General features: G+C 50.8%; 14 protein-coding genes, 1 tRNA gene and 1 pseudogene. 8 read left to right on the forward strand and 8 right to left on the reverse strand.

The window, feature by feature from the left end; all coding sequences use genetic code 11:
- Positions 1 to 50 precede the first annotated feature (50 nt).
- The 3 genes from F4V72_RS02405 to trmB are packed head-to-tail and all read right to left on the reverse strand — an operon-like array spanning position 51 to position 1865.
- The gene (locus tag F4V72_RS02405; RefSeq protein ID WP_023247101.1) at positions 51 to 770 is read right to left on the reverse strand and encodes a DUF2884 domain-containing protein; all 720 of its coding nucleotides are present in this window, start codon (positions 768 to 770) and stop codon (positions 51 to 53) included.
- A 49-nt stretch (positions 771 to 819) separates the two neighbouring features.
- A complete protein-coding gene (locus F4V72_RS02410) occupies positions 820 to 1146 on the reverse strand; it encodes a YggL family protein (RefSeq protein ID WP_001107559.1) in 327 nt (108 codons plus the stop codon).
- On the reverse strand, positions 1146 to 1865 hold the full coding sequence (gene trmB / locus F4V72_RS02415; protein WP_023247100.1) for a tRNA (guanosine(46)-N7)-methyltransferase TrmB: 720 nt from the start codon (positions 1863 to 1865) through the stop codon (positions 1146 to 1148). Before trmB ends, F4V72_RS02410 begins: the two co-directional genes overlap by 1 nt.
- A 154-nt stretch (positions 1866 to 2019) precedes the next feature.
- Between trmB and mutY the strand changes: the two genes are divergently transcribed.
- The 4 genes from mutY to F4V72_RS02435 all read left to right on the forward strand — a co-directional run bounded on the left by mutY (position 2020) and on the right by F4V72_RS02435 (position 6046).
- Complete coding sequence (gene mutY, locus F4V72_RS02420) at positions 2020 to 3072, forward strand: A/G-specific adenine glycosylase (RefSeq protein WP_053508154.1); 1053 nt, start codon at positions 2020 to 2022, stop codon at positions 3070 to 3072.
- A 27-nt stretch (positions 3073 to 3099) separates the two neighbouring features.
- On the forward strand, positions 3100 to 3375 hold the full coding sequence (locus F4V72_RS02425) for an oxidative damage protection protein (RefSeq protein ID WP_000091706.1): 276 nt from the start codon (positions 3100 to 3102) through the stop codon (positions 3373 to 3375).
- A 112-nt stretch (positions 3376 to 3487) separates the two neighbouring features.
- Positions 3488 to 4573 (forward strand): membrane-bound lytic murein transglycosylase MltC, encoded by a 1086-nt coding sequence (mltC, locus tag F4V72_RS02430; RefSeq protein WP_044136154.1) that lies wholly within the window; start codon positions 3488 to 3490, stop codon positions 4571 to 4573.
- 216 nt (positions 4574 to 4789) lie between these two features.
- Positions 4790 to 6046 (forward strand): nucleoside permease, encoded by a 1257-nt coding sequence (locus F4V72_RS02435; protein WP_136058004.1) that lies wholly within the window; start codon positions 4790 to 4792, stop codon positions 6044 to 6046.
- An 81-nt stretch (positions 6047 to 6127) separates the two neighbouring features.
- Here F4V72_RS02435 and F4V72_RS02440 read toward each other — a convergent pair whose 3' ends face one another.
- A complete protein-coding gene (locus tag F4V72_RS02440; RefSeq protein ID WP_136058003.1) occupies positions 6128 to 8263 on the reverse strand; it encodes an ornithine decarboxylase in 2136 nt (711 codons plus the stop codon).
- 425 nt (positions 8264 to 8688) lie between these two features.
- On the opposite strand from F4V72_RS02440, the gene F4V72_RS02445 reads away from it, so the two are divergent.
- The 3 genes and pseudogenes from F4V72_RS02445 (at position 8689) to F4V72_RS02455 (ending at position 10985) form a co-directional block, all read left to right on the forward strand.
- On the forward strand, positions 8689 to 9396 hold the full coding sequence (locus tag F4V72_RS02445; RefSeq protein WP_023247095.1) for a DUF554 domain-containing protein: 708 nt from the start codon (positions 8689 to 8691) through the stop codon (positions 9394 to 9396).
- 105 nt (positions 9397 to 9501) lie between these two features.
- Positions 9502 to 9577: transfer RNA gene (locus F4V72_RS02450), tRNA-Phe, on the forward strand.
- A gap of 159 nt (positions 9578 to 9736) precedes the next feature.
- A pseudogene (locus F4V72_RS02455) lies at positions 9737 to 10985 on the forward strand (tyrosine-type recombinase/integrase).
- A 17-nt stretch (positions 10986 to 11002) separates the two neighbouring features.
- On the opposite strand, the gene F4V72_RS24040 reads toward F4V72_RS02455, so the two are convergent.
- The 4 genes from F4V72_RS24040 to F4V72_RS02475 all read right to left on the reverse strand — a co-directional run bounded on the left by F4V72_RS24040 (position 11003) and on the right by F4V72_RS02475 (position 13697).
- Positions 11003 to 11173: a hypothetical protein gene (locus F4V72_RS24040; RefSeq protein ID WP_157719768.1), complete on the reverse strand. Its 171-nt coding sequence runs from the start codon at positions 11171 to 11173 to the stop codon at positions 11003 to 11005.
- Between the two features lie 293 nt (positions 11174 to 11466).
- Positions 11467 to 12267: an integrase domain-containing protein gene (locus tag F4V72_RS02460; protein ID WP_053528729.1), complete on the reverse strand. Its 801-nt coding sequence runs from the start codon at positions 12265 to 12267 to the stop codon at positions 11467 to 11469.
- 744 nt (positions 12268 to 13011) lie between these two features.
- Positions 13012 to 13233, reverse strand: a complete 222-nt coding sequence (locus F4V72_RS02470; protein ID WP_136058600.1) for a helix-turn-helix domain-containing protein — start codon at positions 13231 to 13233, stop codon at positions 13012 to 13014.
- Positions 13234 to 13235: 2 nt separating this feature from the next.
- Positions 13236 to 13697 carry a hypothetical protein gene (locus tag F4V72_RS02475; RefSeq protein WP_136058002.1) on the reverse strand — a complete coding sequence of 154 codons (462 nt, stop codon included), beginning with the start codon at positions 13695 to 13697 and terminating at the stop codon, positions 13236 to 13238.
- Between the two features lie 546 nt (positions 13698 to 14243).
- Here F4V72_RS02475 and F4V72_RS24305 point away from each other — a divergent pair.
- A complete protein-coding gene (locus F4V72_RS24305; protein ID WP_170245736.1) occupies positions 14244 to 18284 on the forward strand; it encodes a hypothetical protein in 4041 nt (1346 codons plus the stop codon).
- Positions 18285 to 18550: the final 266 nt, after the last annotated feature.

The raw sequence follows: 18550 nt of genomic DNA on the forward strand, positions 1-18550 counted from the left end.
GAATAAAAAGGCGCAGATGCGATCTACGCCATTGTTTAAAAATGGGAAGATTATTTCAGGCTGCCGACCAGCGCTTTGCGGTTGTCTTCCAGGGTCACCACGCGGCTACAGACATCTTTGCCAAATTGCTGGAAATCTTTCTCCTGGTTTTTCCATTCGTTCTGGATGGCAGTTTGCAAACCACCGAGACTGCCCATCACGCCCTGTAAAGGGTTACCGCCGCCTTTAAGCACCGCTTTGGCGCCCATTTCGTTAATGCTGTCCTGCAAAATACCGCCCATCGCCTGGTTCACCAACTGCTGACCGTCGGCTCGCACCTGGTCGATAGCCTTATAATGGAACGTCAGGCCGTCCGTACGATGTTCGATAATGCGGTTCATTTGCGCTTTTAATTGCGCATCAAGCTTCGTCAGGCGGCTGCGCATGTTACTGCTTTCGCCCACCTCTTTAGCGATGATTTTATCCAGCGCCACGCGGCCTTTTTCGACGCGCGATCGGGCGCCCTCATCAATCCACGGCAGCGCGCTTCGCAGCTCCGCCTGGTAATCTTTCGCCTGCTCGCGCTGCGCGGCGCTAAGGGTGTACTGCTTACCGTTGTACATCACATTGCCGTCCGGCGTGATCACCAGGTTGCCGTTTTCACCTTTCACCTGCACCGTTTGTGGACTCAGGATCACATCGTCACGCGGTGTGACGCTGCATTTGTAATCTGCGTGAGCGGCCATCGCCGTAAACGTTAGCACTGTCGCCAGCAGCGTTTTGCGCATCATAACTTTCCCTCAAGACAAAGCGGGTCGGCATATGCCGACCCTGTACTTATTAGTCCCACCAAACGTCGAAAAGTTCGCTGGTACGGACTTCTTCAAGGTTGCGCGCTTCCAGCCACTTACGCACAATCGCCTGATGTTCTTCAGTACATTTACCGATTTCCTGCATACAAATCAGCCCTTCCCAGGCCAGGTAGCCGCTGCCATCAAACGCCAGCTTATTAGGCTCAATAACGTCATTAATAAAGTCATCGACAGTCTTATCGATCTGCTCTTCAGATGTACCTTCCGGAAAACGCCATGCCACCGAAAATCCTAATTCCTGGAATTCGTCAATGTGCATTTTTTTACGCAGACGACGACTACGGTTCTTTGCCATTACTTCACCCTCTCGAACATTAAGTCCCATACGCCATGACCAAGACGATGGCCACGTTGTTCAAATTTCGTTACCGGGCGCGATTCCGGGCGCGGTACATAATCATTGCTCTCTGACAGATTTTTGTACCCGTCGATAGAAGACATTACTTCAAGCATGTGTTCCGCATACGCTTCCCAGTCGGTCGCCATATGGAAAACGCCGCCCAATTTCAGCTTGCTCAATACCAGTTCAGCAAACGGCACCTGAACGATACGGCGTTTATTATGACGCGCTTTATGCCACGGGTCAGGGAAAAAGAGCTGAACCATCGATAAGGAATTGTCAGGAATCATTTTATGCAACACTTCTACCGCGTCGTGGCACATGACGCGCAGGTTTTCAACGCCCTCTTCATGAGCGGACGCCAGACACGCGCCGACGCCAGGCGAATGCACTTCAATACCGAGGAAATTCTGCTCCTGGCGCGCTTTCGCCATCGCCACGAGAGACGCCCCCATGCCAAAACCAATCTCCAGCGTCACCGGCGCTTCGCGACCAAACAACGTGGCGAAATCTACCGGCGCTTCGCTGAACTCGACGCCCATCACCGGCCAGTAGTTTTCCAGCGCGTGTTCTTGCCCCTTTGTCAGTCGCCCCTGGCGACGAACAAAACTACGAATACGGCGCAGTGGGCGGCCGTTTTCATCAAATTCCGGTGAAATGACGTCGTTTTTCATAAAAGTGTAGTCTGCTGTGTTTGAGTTCTGAAAACGGGCATTATCCAAAGTTAGTTGCCGGATGCAAGCATGAAGCGCACTGCGGAAAGTTCCGGTTTACACCCTGCGGCCTCTGTGCTGCAATCTTGCCCCCGGCAATAATGAATGAGTTTCCATGCAAGCGTCTCAATTTTCAGCCCAGGTTCTGGACTGGTACGACAAATACGGGCGGAAAACGCTGCCCTGGCAAATTAACAAGACGCCTTACAAAGTATGGCTCTCGGAAGTCATGTTGCAACAAACGCAGGTGACGACGGTTATTCCTTACTTTGAGCGATTTATGGCGCGCTTTCCCACGGTGACAGATTTAGCGAATGCGCCGCTGGATGAAGTGCTCCATTTGTGGACCGGGCTCGGCTATTACGCCCGCGCGCGTAATTTGCATAAAGCGGCGCAACAGGTGGCGACGCTTCACGGTGGAGAATTCCCGCAAACTTTTGACGAAATCGCCGCGCTCCCCGGCGTCGGGCGTTCAACCGCCGGCGCGATTCTCTCCCTCGCGTTAGGTAAACATTATCCGATTCTTGATGGAAACGTTAAACGTGTGCTGGCTCGCTGTTATGCTGTTAGCGGCTGGCCTGGAAAAAAAGAGGTGGAGAATACGCTGTGGACGTTGAGCGAACAAGTAACGCCCGCAAGTGGCGTGGAGCGTTTTAATCAGGCGATGATGGATCTGGGCGCGATGGTTTGTACGCGTTCAAAGCCAAAGTGCACCCTGTGTCCGCTGCAAAGCGGTTGTATCGCCGCTGCGAATGAAAGCTGGTCACGCTATCCGGGCAAGAAACCGAAACAGACATTACCGGAGCGTACCAGCTACTTTTTACTGCTACAGCATCATCAGGAAATTTTCCTGGCGCAGCGCCCTCCCAGCGGTTTATGGGGCGGATTATACTGCTTCCCGCAGTTTGCCAGTGAAGATGAACTGCGCGAATGGCTGGCGCAACGGCATGTTAACGCTGATAATTTGACCCAGCTTAACGCGTTTCGCCATACATTTAGCCATTTCCATCTGGATATTGTGCCTATGTGGCTTCCCGTGTCGTCACTGGACGCCTGCATGGATGAAGGCGGTGCGCTCTGGTATAACTTAGCGCAACCGCCGTCAGTCGGACTGGCGGCGCCCGTGGAGCGCTTGTTACAGCAGTTACGTACCGGAGCGTCAGTTTAACGCCCCGGTCGATAAAGAGGATGACTTATGAGCAGAACGATTTTTTGTACTTACCTGCAACGCGACGCTGAAGGACAGGATTTTCAGCTCTACCCTGGCGAGCTGGGAAAACGTATCTATAACGAGATATCCAAAGACGCGTGGGCGCAGTGGCAGCATAAGCAGACCATGTTGATTAACGAGAAAAAGCTCAACATGATGAACGCCGAGCACCGTAAACTGCTGGAGCAGGAGATGGTGAGCTTTCTGTTCGAAGGGAAAGACGTTCATATCGAAGGTTATACGCCGGAAGATAAAAAATAGGCCCGTTGCCGAATGACGCTGCGCTTATTCGGCCAGTGAACTATGCCGGATAAGCCCCTGGCGCCGCTGTCCGGCAACGTAGCATAACGACAACACAACATGCACTCCCGGAATGATGAAAAAATTACTCGCGCTTGCTGTTATTGCGCCGTTGCTCATCTCCTGTTCCAGTTCGACCAAAAAAGGCGAGACGTATAATGAAGCCTGGGTCAAGGATACCAACGGCTTTGATATTTTGATGGGGCAATTTGCCAACAACATTGAAAATCTGTGGGGATATAAGGAAGTCTTGATCGCGGGGCCGAAAGACTACGTCAAATATACCGACCAGTTCCAGACCCGCAGCCACATCAACTTTGATGATGGGACCATTACCGTTGAAACCATCGCCGGGACGGAACCTACCGCACATCTGCGCCGGGCCATTATTAAAACGTTGCTCATGGGTGACGATCCAACCTCCGTCGATCTTTACTCCGATGTCGATGACATTAAAATTTCCAAAGAACCCTTCCTGTATGGTCAGGTCGTCGACAATACCGGTCAGCCTATTCGCTGGGAAGGCCGCGCCACAACATTCGCGGATTACTTGCTGAAAACGCGGCTCAAAAGCCGCAGTAACGGCCTGCGTATTATTTACAGTATCACCATTAATCTGGTGCCTAACCACCTTGATAAACGCGCGCATAAATACATTGGTATGGTACGCCAGGCCTCCCGTAAATACGGCGTTGACGAGTCGCTGATTCTGGCGATTATGCAAACGGAGTCCTCGTTTAACCCGTATGCGGTCAGCCACGCGGATGCGCTGGGCCTGATGCAGGTGGTGCAACACAGCGCCGGGAAAGATGTGTTCCGTTCTCAGGGTAAATCCGGCACGCCAAGCCGCAACTTCCTGTTTGACCCCGCCAGCAATATCGATACCGGCACAGCGTATCTGGCGATGTTGAATAATGTGTATCTGAGCGGTATCGAGAATCCGACGTCGCGGCGCTATGCGGTCATTACAGCCTACAATGGCGGCGCAGGCAGCGTATTACGCGTATTCTCGAACGATAAGACTCAGGCTGCGAATATGATTAACCGCATGTCACCGGGGGATGTGTACCAGGTATTAACTACCCGACATCCGTCTGCGGAGTCGCGCCGCTATCTGTATAAGGTAAATTCTGCCCAGCGATCGTATCGCCGCCGATAAACCATCGCCTCCCGCCTCTGGCTGGTCACATAACAGGGGCGGGACAGGCGAAAAGTGTTAACTACGTCACTCTTTCGCTTTGCAATCAGAAATTGTTTGCAAATATTTGTCACAGGTAACAAAAAAAGCCCCCTTCATTGATAGAATTACACCAAATCACAACGGCAAATGTGCCTTTTAAAACACCCATCCGCTCTCAGGTGTGAGGAAATTAACATGAATCTTAAGCTGCAGCTTAAAATACTCTCTTTTCTGCAGTTCTGTCTGTGGGGAAGCTGGCTCACTACCCTGGGCTCGTATATGTTCGTCACCTTAAAATTTGACGGCGCATCTATTGGCGCAGTTTATAGTTCACTGGGGATTGCCGCCGTCTTTATGCCGACCTTGCTAGGCATTGTGGCTGACAAATGGCTGAGCGCGAAATGGGTCTATGCCCTGTGTCATGTTGTCGGCACCATCACGCTATTCATGGCCGCGGAAGTCACTACGCCAGGGGAGATGTTCTTTGTGATCCTGCTTAACTCGTTGGCCTATATGCCGACGTTGGGCTTGATCAACACGATATCGTATTACCGCCTGCAATCTGCCGGCATGGATATTGTGACTGACTTCCCGCCTATCCGCATCTGGGGCACCATTGGCTTTATTCTGGCAATGTGGGGCGTGAGTTTCTCCGGTTTCGAGCTGAGCCATATGCAGCTTTATATCGGCGCGACGCTTTCCGTTCTGCTGGTACTGTTTACCTTTACCCTGCCGCACATTCCGGTGGCGAACCAACAGAAAAACCAGAGCTGGACATCGATGCTGGGCCTTGACGCTTTTGCGCTATTTAAAAATAAGCGGATGGCTATTTTCTTCATCTTCTCCATGATGCTGGGCGCGGAACTCCAGATCACCAACATGTTTGGCAACACCTTCCTGCATAGCTTTGATAAAGATCCGCTGTTCGCCAGCAGCTTTATCGTGCAGCACGCTTCGGTGATGATGTCGATTTCGCAGATTTCTGAAACGTTATTCATCCTGACCATTCCGTTCTTCCTGAGTCGTTATGGTATTAAGAACGTTATGCTTATCAGTATCGTGGCGTGGATGCTGCGTTTCGGCCTGTTCGCTTATGGCGACCCAACGCCGTTCGGTACCGTCCTGCTGGTACTGTCGATGATTGTGTACGGCTGCGCCTTCGATTTCTTCAACATTTCTGGCTCGGTGTTTGTCGAAAAAGAAGTACGCCCGGAAATCCGCGCCAGCGCGCAGGGGATGTTCCTGATGATGACCAACGGCTTCGGCTGTATCCTGGGCGGCATTGTGAGCGGTAAAGTGGTGGAGTATTACACTCAAAACGGCATTACCGACTGGCAGACCGTGTGGCTCATCTTCGCGGGCTACTCGTTGGTGCTGGCCTTCGCGTTCGTAGCCTTGTTCAAATATAAACATGTTCGCGTTCCGGCGGGTTCTCAATCCGTCGCGCATTAATAGTTGCCCGATTTCGCAGGCCGGATAAGACGCGAAAGCGTCTTATCCGGCATTAACGCCTTATCTGGCCTGTAGGCAACGTTATTTTAAAACATACCCGTACAACCGTTTAATTCCATCGGTATCGGTCTCGCTGTACACTCCCTGCAATTCCGGCGAAAAACCGGGCAACAAATTGATGCCCTCTTCCAGCGCCAGAAAATAACGCTGCGCCGCGCCGCCCCAAATCTCCCCCGGCACCACGCATAGTACGCCCGGCGGATATGGTAATGCCCCCTCGGCAGCAATACGCCCATCCGCCTCACTGAGGCGCACCAGTTCTACATCGCCGCGAATAAAGGCGCTGTTGGCATCCTGTGGGTTCATCGCCACATGCGGCAGGCTTTCTTTGCGGAACATCGCCTTTTGCAGATCCTTAACGTCGAAGCTAACGTACAGGTTGTGCATCTCCTGACATAGCTCACGCAGGGTGTAATCGCGGTAACGCACCGGGTATTTCTGAAAAACCGTCGGCAATACATCCGCAAGCGGCGTATCGTCTTCAATGTGCCGTTCAAATTGTGCCAGCATCGCGACTAGCCGCGCCAGTTTCTCTGCGCTCTCGGCGGGCGTCACCAAGAATAGAATCGAGTTGAGATCGCACTTCTCAGGCACAATACCGTTCTCACGCAAATAGTGGGCAAGAATGGTCGCCGGGATGCCGAATTCGGTGTATCGCCCGCTATCGGCATCAATACCTGGCGTGGTCAGTAACAGTTTACAGGGGTCGACAAAATACTGGTCATCCGCGTAGCCTTCAAAGCCATGCCATTTCGCCCCAGGTTCAAAACTGAAGAAACGACGATCGCTGGCAATGCTCTCCGTCGGATATGCCTGCCACGGCTTGCCGTCAACCTCCAGTGGAATAAAGGGCTGAAGCAGTTTGCAACGGGCGAGGATGGCTTTACGCGCGTCAATGCCCAGTGCAACGCACTCCGCCCACAGGCGGCGACCGCTCTCCCCTTCGTGGATTTTGGCATTGATATCCAACGCCGCAAACAGCGGATAGAACGGGCTGGTTGAGGCGTGCAACATGAAGGCGTTGTTCAGGCGTTTGTGCGGGCAAAAACGCGCCTGGCCGCGAATATGGTTATCTTTTTTGTGGATCTGCGAGGTTTGTGAGAACCCCGCCTGTTGCTTATGTACCGATTGGGTCACAAAGATCCCTTGGTCGTTTTCATTGAGCTCCAGCAGCAACGGCGAGGTATCCGCCATCATATTGATAAACTGCTCATAGCCTACCCACGCGGAGTCAAACAGGATGTAATCGCAGAGATGCCCGATTTTATCCACCACCTGACGGGCGTTGTAAATGGTACCGTCATAGGTACCAAGCTGAATGATTGCCAGGCGGAACGGACGCGGCGCATCGGCTCTTTCCGGCACCACGTCACGAATCTGGTCACGCAGGTACGTTTCATCAAAACAGTGCGCATCAATACCGCCAATAAAACCAAACGGGTTGCGCGCCGCTTCAAGATAGACCGGCGTCGCCCCAGCCTGAATCAGAGCGCCGTGGTGGTTGGATTTGTGATTATTACGATCAAACAGCACCAGATCGCCGCGCGTTAGCAGAGCGTTGGTGACCACTTTATTCGCTGCCGAAGTCCCATTTAGCACAAAGTAGGTTTTATCCGCATTAAACACTTTTGCCGCAAATTTCTGCGCGTGTTTAGCAGAACCTTCGTGTATTAACAGATCGCCAAGTTTCACATCGGCGTTACACATATCCGCACGAAACAGGTTTTCACCAAAAAAGTCATAAAAGTGACGGCCTGCGGGATGTTTTCTAAAAAATTCGCCATGCTGGTGCCCCGGACAAGCAAAGGTGCTGTTACCCATGTCGACATACTGGGTCAGGGTGTCATAAAAGGGAGGCAGAAGCTCCGCTTCGTAGCGACAGGCAGCGTTTTCCAGCTCCAGCCATTCCTGCGCGTTACCGCCTATTACCGCCGTAACGCCGGCAGGCGCACTGACGAGTTCATCCGTAAGCATAAACACCGGCAGGTGAAAACCAGTGCGATTAAGCAACGCCAGAATGCCGCTATGGCTGTCGGCAGCGGTAATGACGACTGCGGCCACATCGGTAAAGTCGGTACTGTCCAGCGCCACCACGTTTCGGTGGGTGGAGAGTCGGGAGATGAGTTCACCGCTGGCGGCAATATTCATTGATTTCATAAGCGCAAATACCCGTTTCGGGAGTAGAGTAACCCCGGACAAGGCCCGATGCCTTGCCCAACGAGATGCCGGGTCAAACTGGATACCAGCTCCGACCGCCAGACATCAGTAAAAACAGACTGTTTCTGATTTTACTGTTGTCCTGCAGTGAGCGTGCGCTGCCCTCACCGCATAGCGGGGACGACAAAAAAAAGGAAAGAAAGGGGCAAACCTCGCGCAGTCAGGCGACAGTGAAGACAATATAAAGGCGCTATGTTCATCCCGGCGAGCCCCATGCTGGCAGGAGAAATTTCGCGCAATCATGGCACCTTTCACCAGACGGCGCAAGGTAAAATCAGCGCTCCACACGTCACAGATAATCAAGCTATCAACAGCTTAATCGCGCGATAATAGGGCAATTTAAAAAATAAATAACAGGAGTTAGTGTGGTAATTGGACCTTTTATTAACGCTGGCGCAATTTTATTCGGCGGCGTTTTTGGCGCGCTGTTAAGTCAGCGTCTGCCAGAACGGATCCGCGTCTCAATGACGTCTATTTTTGGCCTGTGTTCTCTGGGAATTGGTATTCTGCTGGTGATGAAGTGCGCTAATCTTCCGGTGATGGTGCTGGCGACACTGGTCGGCGCGCTTATCGGCGAGTTTTGTTTGCTGGAAAAAGGCATTAATGGCGCAGTCGCGAAAATCCAACAATTATTTATGGCATCGGGTAAGAAACCGACACATGAGTCATTTATTCAAAGTTATGTCGCTATCATTGTACTGTTTTGCGCCAGCGGCACCGGTATTTTCGGCGCAATGCATGAAGGGATGACCGGCGACCCGAACATTTTGATCGCTAAATCTTTTCTGGATTTTTTCACCGCCATGATTTTCGCCTGTTCGCTTGGCATCGCCGTTTCGGCGATTTGCGCACCGATGTTGATTATCCAGTTAACGCTTGCCGCCTGCGCCACCCTCATTCTTCCGCTGACCACGCCGGCAATGATGGGCGACTTTAGCGCAGTGGGCGGACTGCTGCTGGTGGCAACCGGCTTGCGTGTATGCGGGATCAAAATGTTTCCGGTGGTGAATATGCTCCCGGCTCTGTTGCTGGCAATGCCGATTTCCGCCGCATGGGCGGCATTTTTTGCCTGACGCGGCGTGCAATAACAACAAAGTGGTGATAGATTGTGCAGTCTGCGTTGATTTGAAGAAATTTCGTTGACGAAGCGAGGCGATTACGGTTTAATGCGCCTCGTTGCCCGGATAGCTCAGTCGGTAGAGCAGGGGATTGAAAATCCCCGTGTCCTTGGTTCGATTCCGAGTCCGGGCACCACCTTTCCTTTTTTATGCTTCCTTATAAATCCCTGTGTGTATGTAATTCAATAAGTTAGCATAAAAATCTTTCCTGATACATTTTGGTTTATCTCTGTGTATCCGGAAAATTGTGGGTCAGATTGAGGGTTCATTCAGTTCGATGAACGGAGAGGCCCTCATGTTGACTGACAGTAAAATCCGCGCCGCGAACCCCCTCGCAAAATCCTACAAACTCACCGATGCACAAGGTCTGTATCTGACGGTATCCGCCAGCGGCTCTAAGCTGTGGTATTTCCGCTATCGTTTTGAAGGTAAGGAAAACCGTCTGGCCTTCGGCCCCTATCCGCAGGTTACGCTGGCAGAAGCCCGAGAAAAGCGCGATGCGGCGCGTAAGCTGTTGGTATCCGGTGTTTGCCCTTCCCTGCCCCGTAAGGCGAAGAAAGCCGCCGTTGACGGTACGCGCACCTTTCAGTACATCGCCACCGCATGGCACACCACTTGCCTGAAACTCTGGTCTGCTGACCACGCCGATAAAATCCTCACCTGCCTGAAACGCTACGTCTTCCCTGATATTGGCACAATGGACATTGCAGAGGTTGAAACCCGCCATCTGGCGCAGCTTGTTAAATCCATCGACGATAAAGGCGTTCATGACGTTGCCGGTCGGGTGCGTCAGCATCTGACCAAAATCATGCGTCATGCGGTGCAGCAGGGGATTATCAAATATAATCCGGCTTACGATCTGGATGGCGTCGTGACCCCGGTTGTGACCCAACACCATCCCGCCCTGCCCCTGAAACGCCTGCCGGAGCTGCTGGACAAGATTAAAGGCTACAAAGGGCGGGAACTGACCCCTCTGGCGCTGGAGTTGAATCTGCACGTCTTTCTGCGTTCCAGTGAGTTACGCCTCGCCCGCTGGGATGAGTTCAACCTGAAAGCCCGTATCTGGACGGTACCTGCACAGCGGGAAGCGGTTAAAGGTGTGAGATTTTCATCGCGTGGCGCAAAGATGAAAGATGAGCATCTGGTGCCGCTGTCTGCACAGGCTGTCGCCCTGCTGGAGCAGATAAAGGAAATTACCGGAGAGTCCGTTTTCGTCTTTGCCGGTGCGCACTCAATGAACAAGCCGATGAGTGAAAACACCATCAACAAGGCGCTGCGCGTGATTGGCTACAACACCAAAACGGAGGTCTGCGGTCATGGCTTCCGCACGATGGCATGTAGCGCCCTGAACGAGTCCGCACTGTGGTCTAAAGACGCCATTGAGCGCCAGATGAGCCACAAGGAGCGTAACGGCGTATGTGCATAAGGCGGAGCATCTGGAAGCGCGTATGGAGATGATGCAGTGGTGGTCGGATTATCTCGACGTGAGCCGCGAAGGGTACGTTGCGCCGTATATTTATGCGCGGCGACATAAGGCGGCCTGAGCCAGTAACAGCGTAATTTATTGAGAATGGAAAAGCGGTTTCCGGTTGTCCGGGAACTGCTTTTTTGCATTTAAAGATTTTATCTGCACCAGTTCATTATCATCGCTTACCTGCACCAATCCGCCGTCGCCTGTCGGTGTCAGGATTATGCCAGATACCACCGGATAAATACCGAACTGTGCCAGCATCAGCCTTTTAAGCCCTTTGGCCCTTTCCGGTCTGGCGCTGTTACCCTTAGCCGCCCTTTACCTTTATCTGGCCTTTTCCCTTTTGCTGGCGCAATCCCCAGAAAAAATACCGTAACATTGCCCCAGAATCCTGTTAATAGGCTATACCGTTCGTAAGTACCGTTATTAAGAGGAAACCGTACAAAAACCGATTAATACCCCCAAGATTAATAGGAAACTACCCAAAATTATTTGAGGCAAATAATTTTGCCCGAAAACCGATGGATAACTCGCTCTTTTCAAGGCAACGCCTATCAGCCAGTATCCTTTCGCCCGTAAACCTGCGCCACATACCGCCCGCGCCCGTCGCCGTGACCCAAATCCATCGCCGTCATTGCCAGCACTTCCTTCTCACAAAATCCCTGCGCCAGATAATGACGGATCGCATCCTGCGCCCACGCATAGCGCAACGAGTGCGGGGAATATGTGCCAGTTAACCCGAGACGTGACGCCTGACTGTGCCAGTACTTCATCGCACTTTTCAGATCCAGCTTATCTATCAACCTGCCGTGGCGATCTTCAGCCACGGTCAGCGCATTATCCAGCGCTTTTCTGACAGCGCCAGTATCAAGAATAATCGTCTCGCGGGGCCGCCTGCCTTCGGTACCGAACACCACGGTTAACCGGGGATCGCCGCGTTCCAGCGCCTGCCGCCACGTTTTCAGCGACTGTACGCTCTGCACCGCCTCCTGCGAACGTAATCCCATCAGCCTTGAGAGCTCCAGCGCAGCCGCCATCCCCGGATCTTTTACGCGGGCCATCTCCAGCACGTCGCGATAGTGCTCCGGCGTGATAACCAGCTTTGTACCGTTACGGGATGCGCCAGACAGACCAAGAGAACGGTTATTCAGCCGCTCACTCTGCGCCAGTCGTTCACGGATATAACCTTCAATATGCCGCGCCTTAAGCTGTTCCACCCGCCGAATTTGCACATTCTGCGCCAGTACCAGACGCTCACAAAACCGCTGTGCCAGCTTAATACGGTCGTGAACGGTCTTATGGCTGCCGCCAGCCTGCTGTGCCAGCCGCTTCATTTCCTGCTCCAGAATCCCCATATTTTCCCCTTTTCATGATTGCCGCAAACTCATTCCCCAAAAATCCAAAACTGATACTGCTTTCCCCGGCGCACAGGCCAATAGCCCCTGTTTTTTGTCGGGGCTGCGAACGATACCTGAGCGCCGGGGCGGCAGCCGTTGAGGTGTGGTGGGGCTTCGGTTGTGCTCTCTGAGCAGCCGCCCGCGTTAGCGGGTTATCCCCCGGATCGTCCTGATCCCCCTCCGGTATCGGTTCATGTTCTCCTTATTGGTCAAATGGCCTGAAAAGGCGGTGTCAGGATCCAGCCGTGAGCTGGCGCAGTTGAGTTTTCTGGTGCAGGTCGAAAGGGCTGCGTGCGTCACTTTCCCGCTTTGCGCGGTTAAAGTGACGCACGGGTCTGGTGCAGTGTTTTTAAAATCGCAGGCTGGTGCAGATTCAGACCAGCAGGCTGGCGCAGTAAAGGACGTATCGTGTGAAAATTCAGGCCTCCGTCGCGATGTCCTGCGACCCGGTGTTTGCAAAGGTCTGCACCGGTAAACGGATCAACCGTCCTGATAACAGGCGCTTCTTTCAGGTTGTGAAGCGTCGGGCGCTGTCAACGACAGCATGGAGCATGAGGGAGACTACGCCTGTGTCGATGGCGCAGATAAGGAAAAACTGTTTTTGCATCAAAAAGGTTATTTGCGAACATATACTGCCGCGCTTCGCTTGCCTTCTCCCGAGCTTCCCCCTGCAAATGCAGGCAGAAGATCGGGAGAGATGATTTAGCAATTTTCGGGCTTACGGTAGCGCGAAGGCCAGATGTGTTCTGGCGCAACGCCCAACGCTTCAGCGATCAATCTCTCACCTTTGGGCCAGTGCCTTATCAGCGCATTTGCCAGCGTGGAGGACGCCAGCCCTGAGTTGCGGGAAACGGCAGAAAGCGATGTCCCCTGCTTTTTTAGCGCCGCGATAATGTCGGCAGAATGCCAGTCCGGTTGCATCATGCTCATGCCGCCTCCCCGTCAATAAACTTCACGCCGTCGGCGGTACGCAACCAGCGTGGAGCAGTGATTTCATCAGAAAAATAGTGAATCAAGTCGTACAGCAGGCAGCCAAGGTAATTTCTGGTTTCCGGTAACAGCCCCTGTCCCGTCAGCACCTGCGTCAGGGCAAGGCAGTAGTGGCAAAGTTCGGTACATTCGGGATCGAAACGCGGTGAGCTGGTAGGGAGTGTATCAACGGTCAGGCTGTCCATCATGTGGTCCGGGATCGGATCGAGCAGTGAGGGCTGGAGCAACCGCAGGCAGGCATCAAGCCTGCCGCAAAGCGCCATTTTCAGCATGGGATCGTCGTGTTCGATCAGGATTTCGGCGAACTGTTTGCAGTGTTCTGCCAGTACGGTGAAGTCCGTGGCGGCATTGAATGGAACAGCAAGTAACGGGTGTGTTTGAGTGGGGATCGTAGCCATAGTGGCAGCCTCCTGTAACGGGTTTAAAACCCACCACCAGAGGTTCCAATCTCATGGTGGTGGACTGAACGGGGTTGGAACTACCGGCGTTACAGGCAACCGGCGCACCTTACGGTGCCCCCGCCCAGCCCACCATTGAGGTATAACCGAGCGCACGACATAAAAAAAGACGCTGGCGCGTCGTATGTCGCCTGTAACATTTCTCAGGGTTCCAATCCCGGCACCTGATTTTGCAGGTGCGGGTAAAAGATACCGCAATTAGCCAATAGCAGCAAGTGAGGGGTTCTGGAAGCAGATCGCAGAAAATAAAAATTCCGCAGACAGGCCCTCTATAACAGGAAAGGTTTAATATCTATCAGCCTGCATATCGTCATTGCAAAATGTGATGAATGTCAATAAGTTGTATAATGCCCCCAGCAGTTGATAAAACAGCCCCCCAATAAAGAAAAAATGCCGTACTATCTCTGATATAAGCAAGAAAACTCAGGCGCAGCTTTCCTTTCTGCTGGAATATTTGGGCTATTCAACACGAAGTATTTTGTAACGATGAATTCAACCTTCTATCTTGAACGTACTTTTATACACGGTGACAAGACGTACACAGAGACAGAATTGCTGGCTGCATCAACGCACATTGTTGTGTTAGCAGAACCCGGCGGCGGGAAAACGGAGCTGATGAAAAGCCTCGCTCGAAAACTGAACACTACTGTCTTAAATGCCAGCATATTTGCCTACGTGGGAACAAATAAAGAAAATAGCCCGTTGATAATTGACGCCGTTGATGAAGTCGCCAGAATCGATCAGTCAGGTATTCATAAACTTCTTGCGCATGCCAAAGCATCAAAGCCGACTCGCGTAATCATGTCGAGCAGATCAAGCGAATGGGGACTGGCTTCTACGGGTATTTTTGAACAATTTCTTGGTTTCTCCCCTATGATTGTGAGGCTGAGAGAGTTCGATCAAGACGAACAGCACGCCATCTTTACGCACCATGCGCCAGAAGAAGACTTCTTTGCATTCCAGACCGAAGTAACACGGTTTAGTTTAGACATGTTGTTACCAAACCCTCAGTTTCTGAAAATGTTCACCGATGCCTATTTAGAAAGTGGCAGGCGATTTGCTGACAAACGTTCAATCTTCGCTTTAGCGGTCGAACGACTGGCTAAGGAAGCCAATCCAAATATCCCGAAAGCCTCTGTATCTCTTTCAATTGCACAGAAGATTTCCTTTTCTGCCGAGGTTTATGCCAAACTTCTGTTGTCGGGTGCAGAGGGAGTCAGCACCATCGACGCAACTGCAAACCGGATGTATCCCATGCTGCCAGCGTTGTTTAGCAGCAGTACTGCCTGTGACGACATATTGTCAACGCAGCTTTTCAAACCGGGCGATAAGGAAGACCAGCACCGCCCGGTCCACAAGATCGTCGTTGAATACTGCGCAGCGGATTATCTCATTAAACGAATAGCCGATCCTGTGGATGTCCTCACTTTACCAAAGTGCTTGCCTGTTATTGCACCGAACGGTATTGCCAGAGATGAGTTGAGAGGTCTGCTCGGATGGATGGCAGCATTAGGCAACAGGTCGGTACAGGGATCCATTATTGAGCTTGACGCCTATGCGGTACTCGCAAACGGCGATCCATCGCAGCTTGAACGCTCATCAAAACGACAGCTTCTCTATCAACTCAAAGAGATTGAAGCCGCAGATCCTTACTTTCGTCGGAGTGATTTCTGGCGCCGGTTCAGCGCGGCTGGTTTTTTCACGCAAGACGTTGTTGAGGAAATAAAGCCTCTTTTAACGATGGGCAATGATGGTCATTTACGTGATTTAATTTTAGAACTTCTGGCAGACTCTCCAGTAAACAGTCAGTTGGTGCCTGAATTGAGCCAGCTTACGTTAAATCCCAACGAGTCTGAACATATTCGAACCTTAGCAAGCAGATGCTTACTCAATATCAAAGAATACGATTGCATTGGCGCTTTAGCTGTTTTGATTTTTGAGGCCAGTAATATTTCACTCAATATTGCAGCCAACGTCATCGAAGTCACAGGGCCCGAAAAATTCGACCACCGATATCTCTCTGGATTCTTCCGCGTCTGTGCGAATCTCTATCCCGGTCACGAAGAACAATTCGAAAGAGTGGTCGGCTCTCGTTATTTTATTAAAAAGCTCATTTCCTGTTTTTCACTGCATACTCTCGAACTTCTTCTGGACGAATTAACCTGTAACCTTTATTGCCATTGTGGGAAAGAATCCTATGAATGTGATTGTCGTAATGGAATAAGCAAGATTGTCGGTTCAATGGTCGATCGCTATTTTGAATTAGCTCTAGCGCCGTTTGACCCTGTAAGGATCTGGCAATGGACAGGTAATCTCAATTTTCATCACCAATGTCAGGCCGATCAAAGCAAATCGGTACAAGTGCTTCGGGAAAATGACACACTTCGTCAGGGGATCATTGCCTATGTATTTGGGCCTTTAACGGATCGTAATGAAATATTCAACACAAGAGTAGAAAAGTTCGACGGGCATCTGCACTCACATTCAGGCCTTCATTTATGGAGGAATGACTATAAATTTATCCTCAATCTGGCTTTTGAAGCAGATAACGTTGACCTGTGGGCGAGTTTCCTTGTCAACCACCAACGTTACAGAAACAAGGAAGAGCAAGGTCCTGATGATTTGCGGGCACAAATGCGTCAGCATGCCCTCTCCAAGCCCGCATTTATGCGCGAATGGGCCCGATACAACAATGCAATGAAATTATCCGGGCAGAAGAGCCAACTCCGGAGATTCAGACATAGCCGAAAGATGAAACGCCGTGACAGAAAGCAACGAGAGATCCACGCCAGAAACATAAAATTTGTTAATGAGAACAGAGACATTGTAGAGCGAGGTCGTCACTGGCGGTGCCTGCTGCGTTTTGCAGAACTTGTGCTCATGCATCCGGAAAGAATTGAATTAGAATTTGGTGACGAGAAACTGGTGCGGATTGCGTTAAGAAATTGTCTGGATTTTATTGCTCCCGTGGTTCCCACCCTGCCCGAACTGGCGGCCCTGCAATGCGAATCTAAACACAGGTATTCTGAGACGGTTTTATATGCCGCCTGTCTGGAGATTCTACGTGCAGAAGGCAATCTTGAATGCGTCAATATCGAGTTGCTTACAGCCTTAAGAACGAACATTCACAGGGGATACCACTCAGTTTCGAAGGAAGAACGTGATGCGCTACAGACTGAAATCGACCGCCTCATTTTTCCTGATAGTGAAAGTGCTGAAAAATATCTCCGACAGTACGTTGAACCCCAACTCGCTCAGCCATGCCCTCACCCTGAAATCGGGATATTAAGTAGACAAGAGGTCTTTCGTCATTCACGCGCTAAACTTTCCATTGAATGGCTTCGTCGTTTTCCCGATGTATCCCTTAATTCAGTCGATACCCTTTTTGAAATTGCTGCGCAATACAGCGATCGTGAGGAGTTAAAAGAAATTATTGCAGAGCGTTGCTCAGAGATGATGTCAGGCTGGCCCAATCCGACAGAAAATGAGGATATTGAACGCAAACGAATATTCTGGCTGGTACGTGAATTCTACTTTATGGAGAACATTGCGGATACTTATTGGGCATGGTTAAAATCTGATAAAAATAATTTACTGCATTTTTATGAACGTTCTGGACGTATGAATCGAAGCGAGCACCGCGCTTGGCCGGAACTCGCCTCAATTAAGGTTGAAGCCATTTTAGACGCTTTCATTGAACACTGGCCGCGAGTTGATCTACCTGATAGCTGGGGTAGTGATAGCCCTGAAGAAGAGAAAGCCTACCGCTTTTTGACTGATTTGATTTGGTCAATTAACTCGGACACTCCCGATGATGCAATACCAGTGCTGGACCGTCTTCTTAACGATCCACGTTTCACCAATCTACATAAAGAGTTGCAAAGCATATACGCTGATCAGATCAGAAAAAAAGCACTCAGAGATTTTGAACCACCGACGCCAGATGAGATAGTTCAACGCCTTGATTGTGATTCAGTCGTTACCGTTGAAGGCCTGCGTCAGTTAGTTCTTCAGGAGCTTCATGATTTTCAGAAAGCGATTGATGGCGGGGAATTTAACTCGGCTGATCGCTTCTATGAGAAAAATGAACGCCTCGATGAGGTAAAGTCCACAGAGATTATTGCGGAGCGCCTGAGTTTAAGACTTCAGCCTCAGGGTATCGCTATAACTCCAGAGCATCAGTTGAAAGGGCAAAACAGGAGTGATTTCACAGCATCTAAATTGATTGGCGGAAGAAGACGGCTGCTGGTTACGGAAGTCAAAGGCCAGTGGCACAGAGAGTTATATTCCGCTGCTTCAGCCCAACTCTATGACCGTTATTCCATTCACCCTGATGCCGAACAGCAAGGTATCTTTCTTGTCATATGGTTTGGAGAAAGCGAAACCGTTGCTGGCCGCAAAACCCACGGAATTAAAACCGCTCAGGAGCTTAAAATCAGTATTGAAGCAGTACTACCGGCTGATCTCCGTGGTTTAATTGATGTTTTCGTTTTAGATGTTTCACGGAATGGTGGCCACCAACGTTAGCAATATAGCTCTCGCTAATTAACCAGAGATCGGGTTAATTAGCGAGAGCCAACAAAACACCGTAAGTATTACCATGCAACCAAGAGAATACCATTGGCCATCTGGAAAACTGGATTCCTTTATTTTGTTTGCTTTTTAGCTCTCTTTGTAGCTCTTATGTTTTAAACATAATATAACCATAGTTTGATATATATCAAATTATTTGGCTTGATCTCATGACTGTATATGAATACAGTATATACAACATATGGTATGTTTTATTAAAA

The organism is Salmonella enterica subsp. diarizonae, from assembly GCF_008692785.1.
GTDB lineage: Bacteria > Pseudomonadota > Gammaproteobacteria > Enterobacterales > Enterobacteriaceae > Salmonella > Salmonella diarizonae.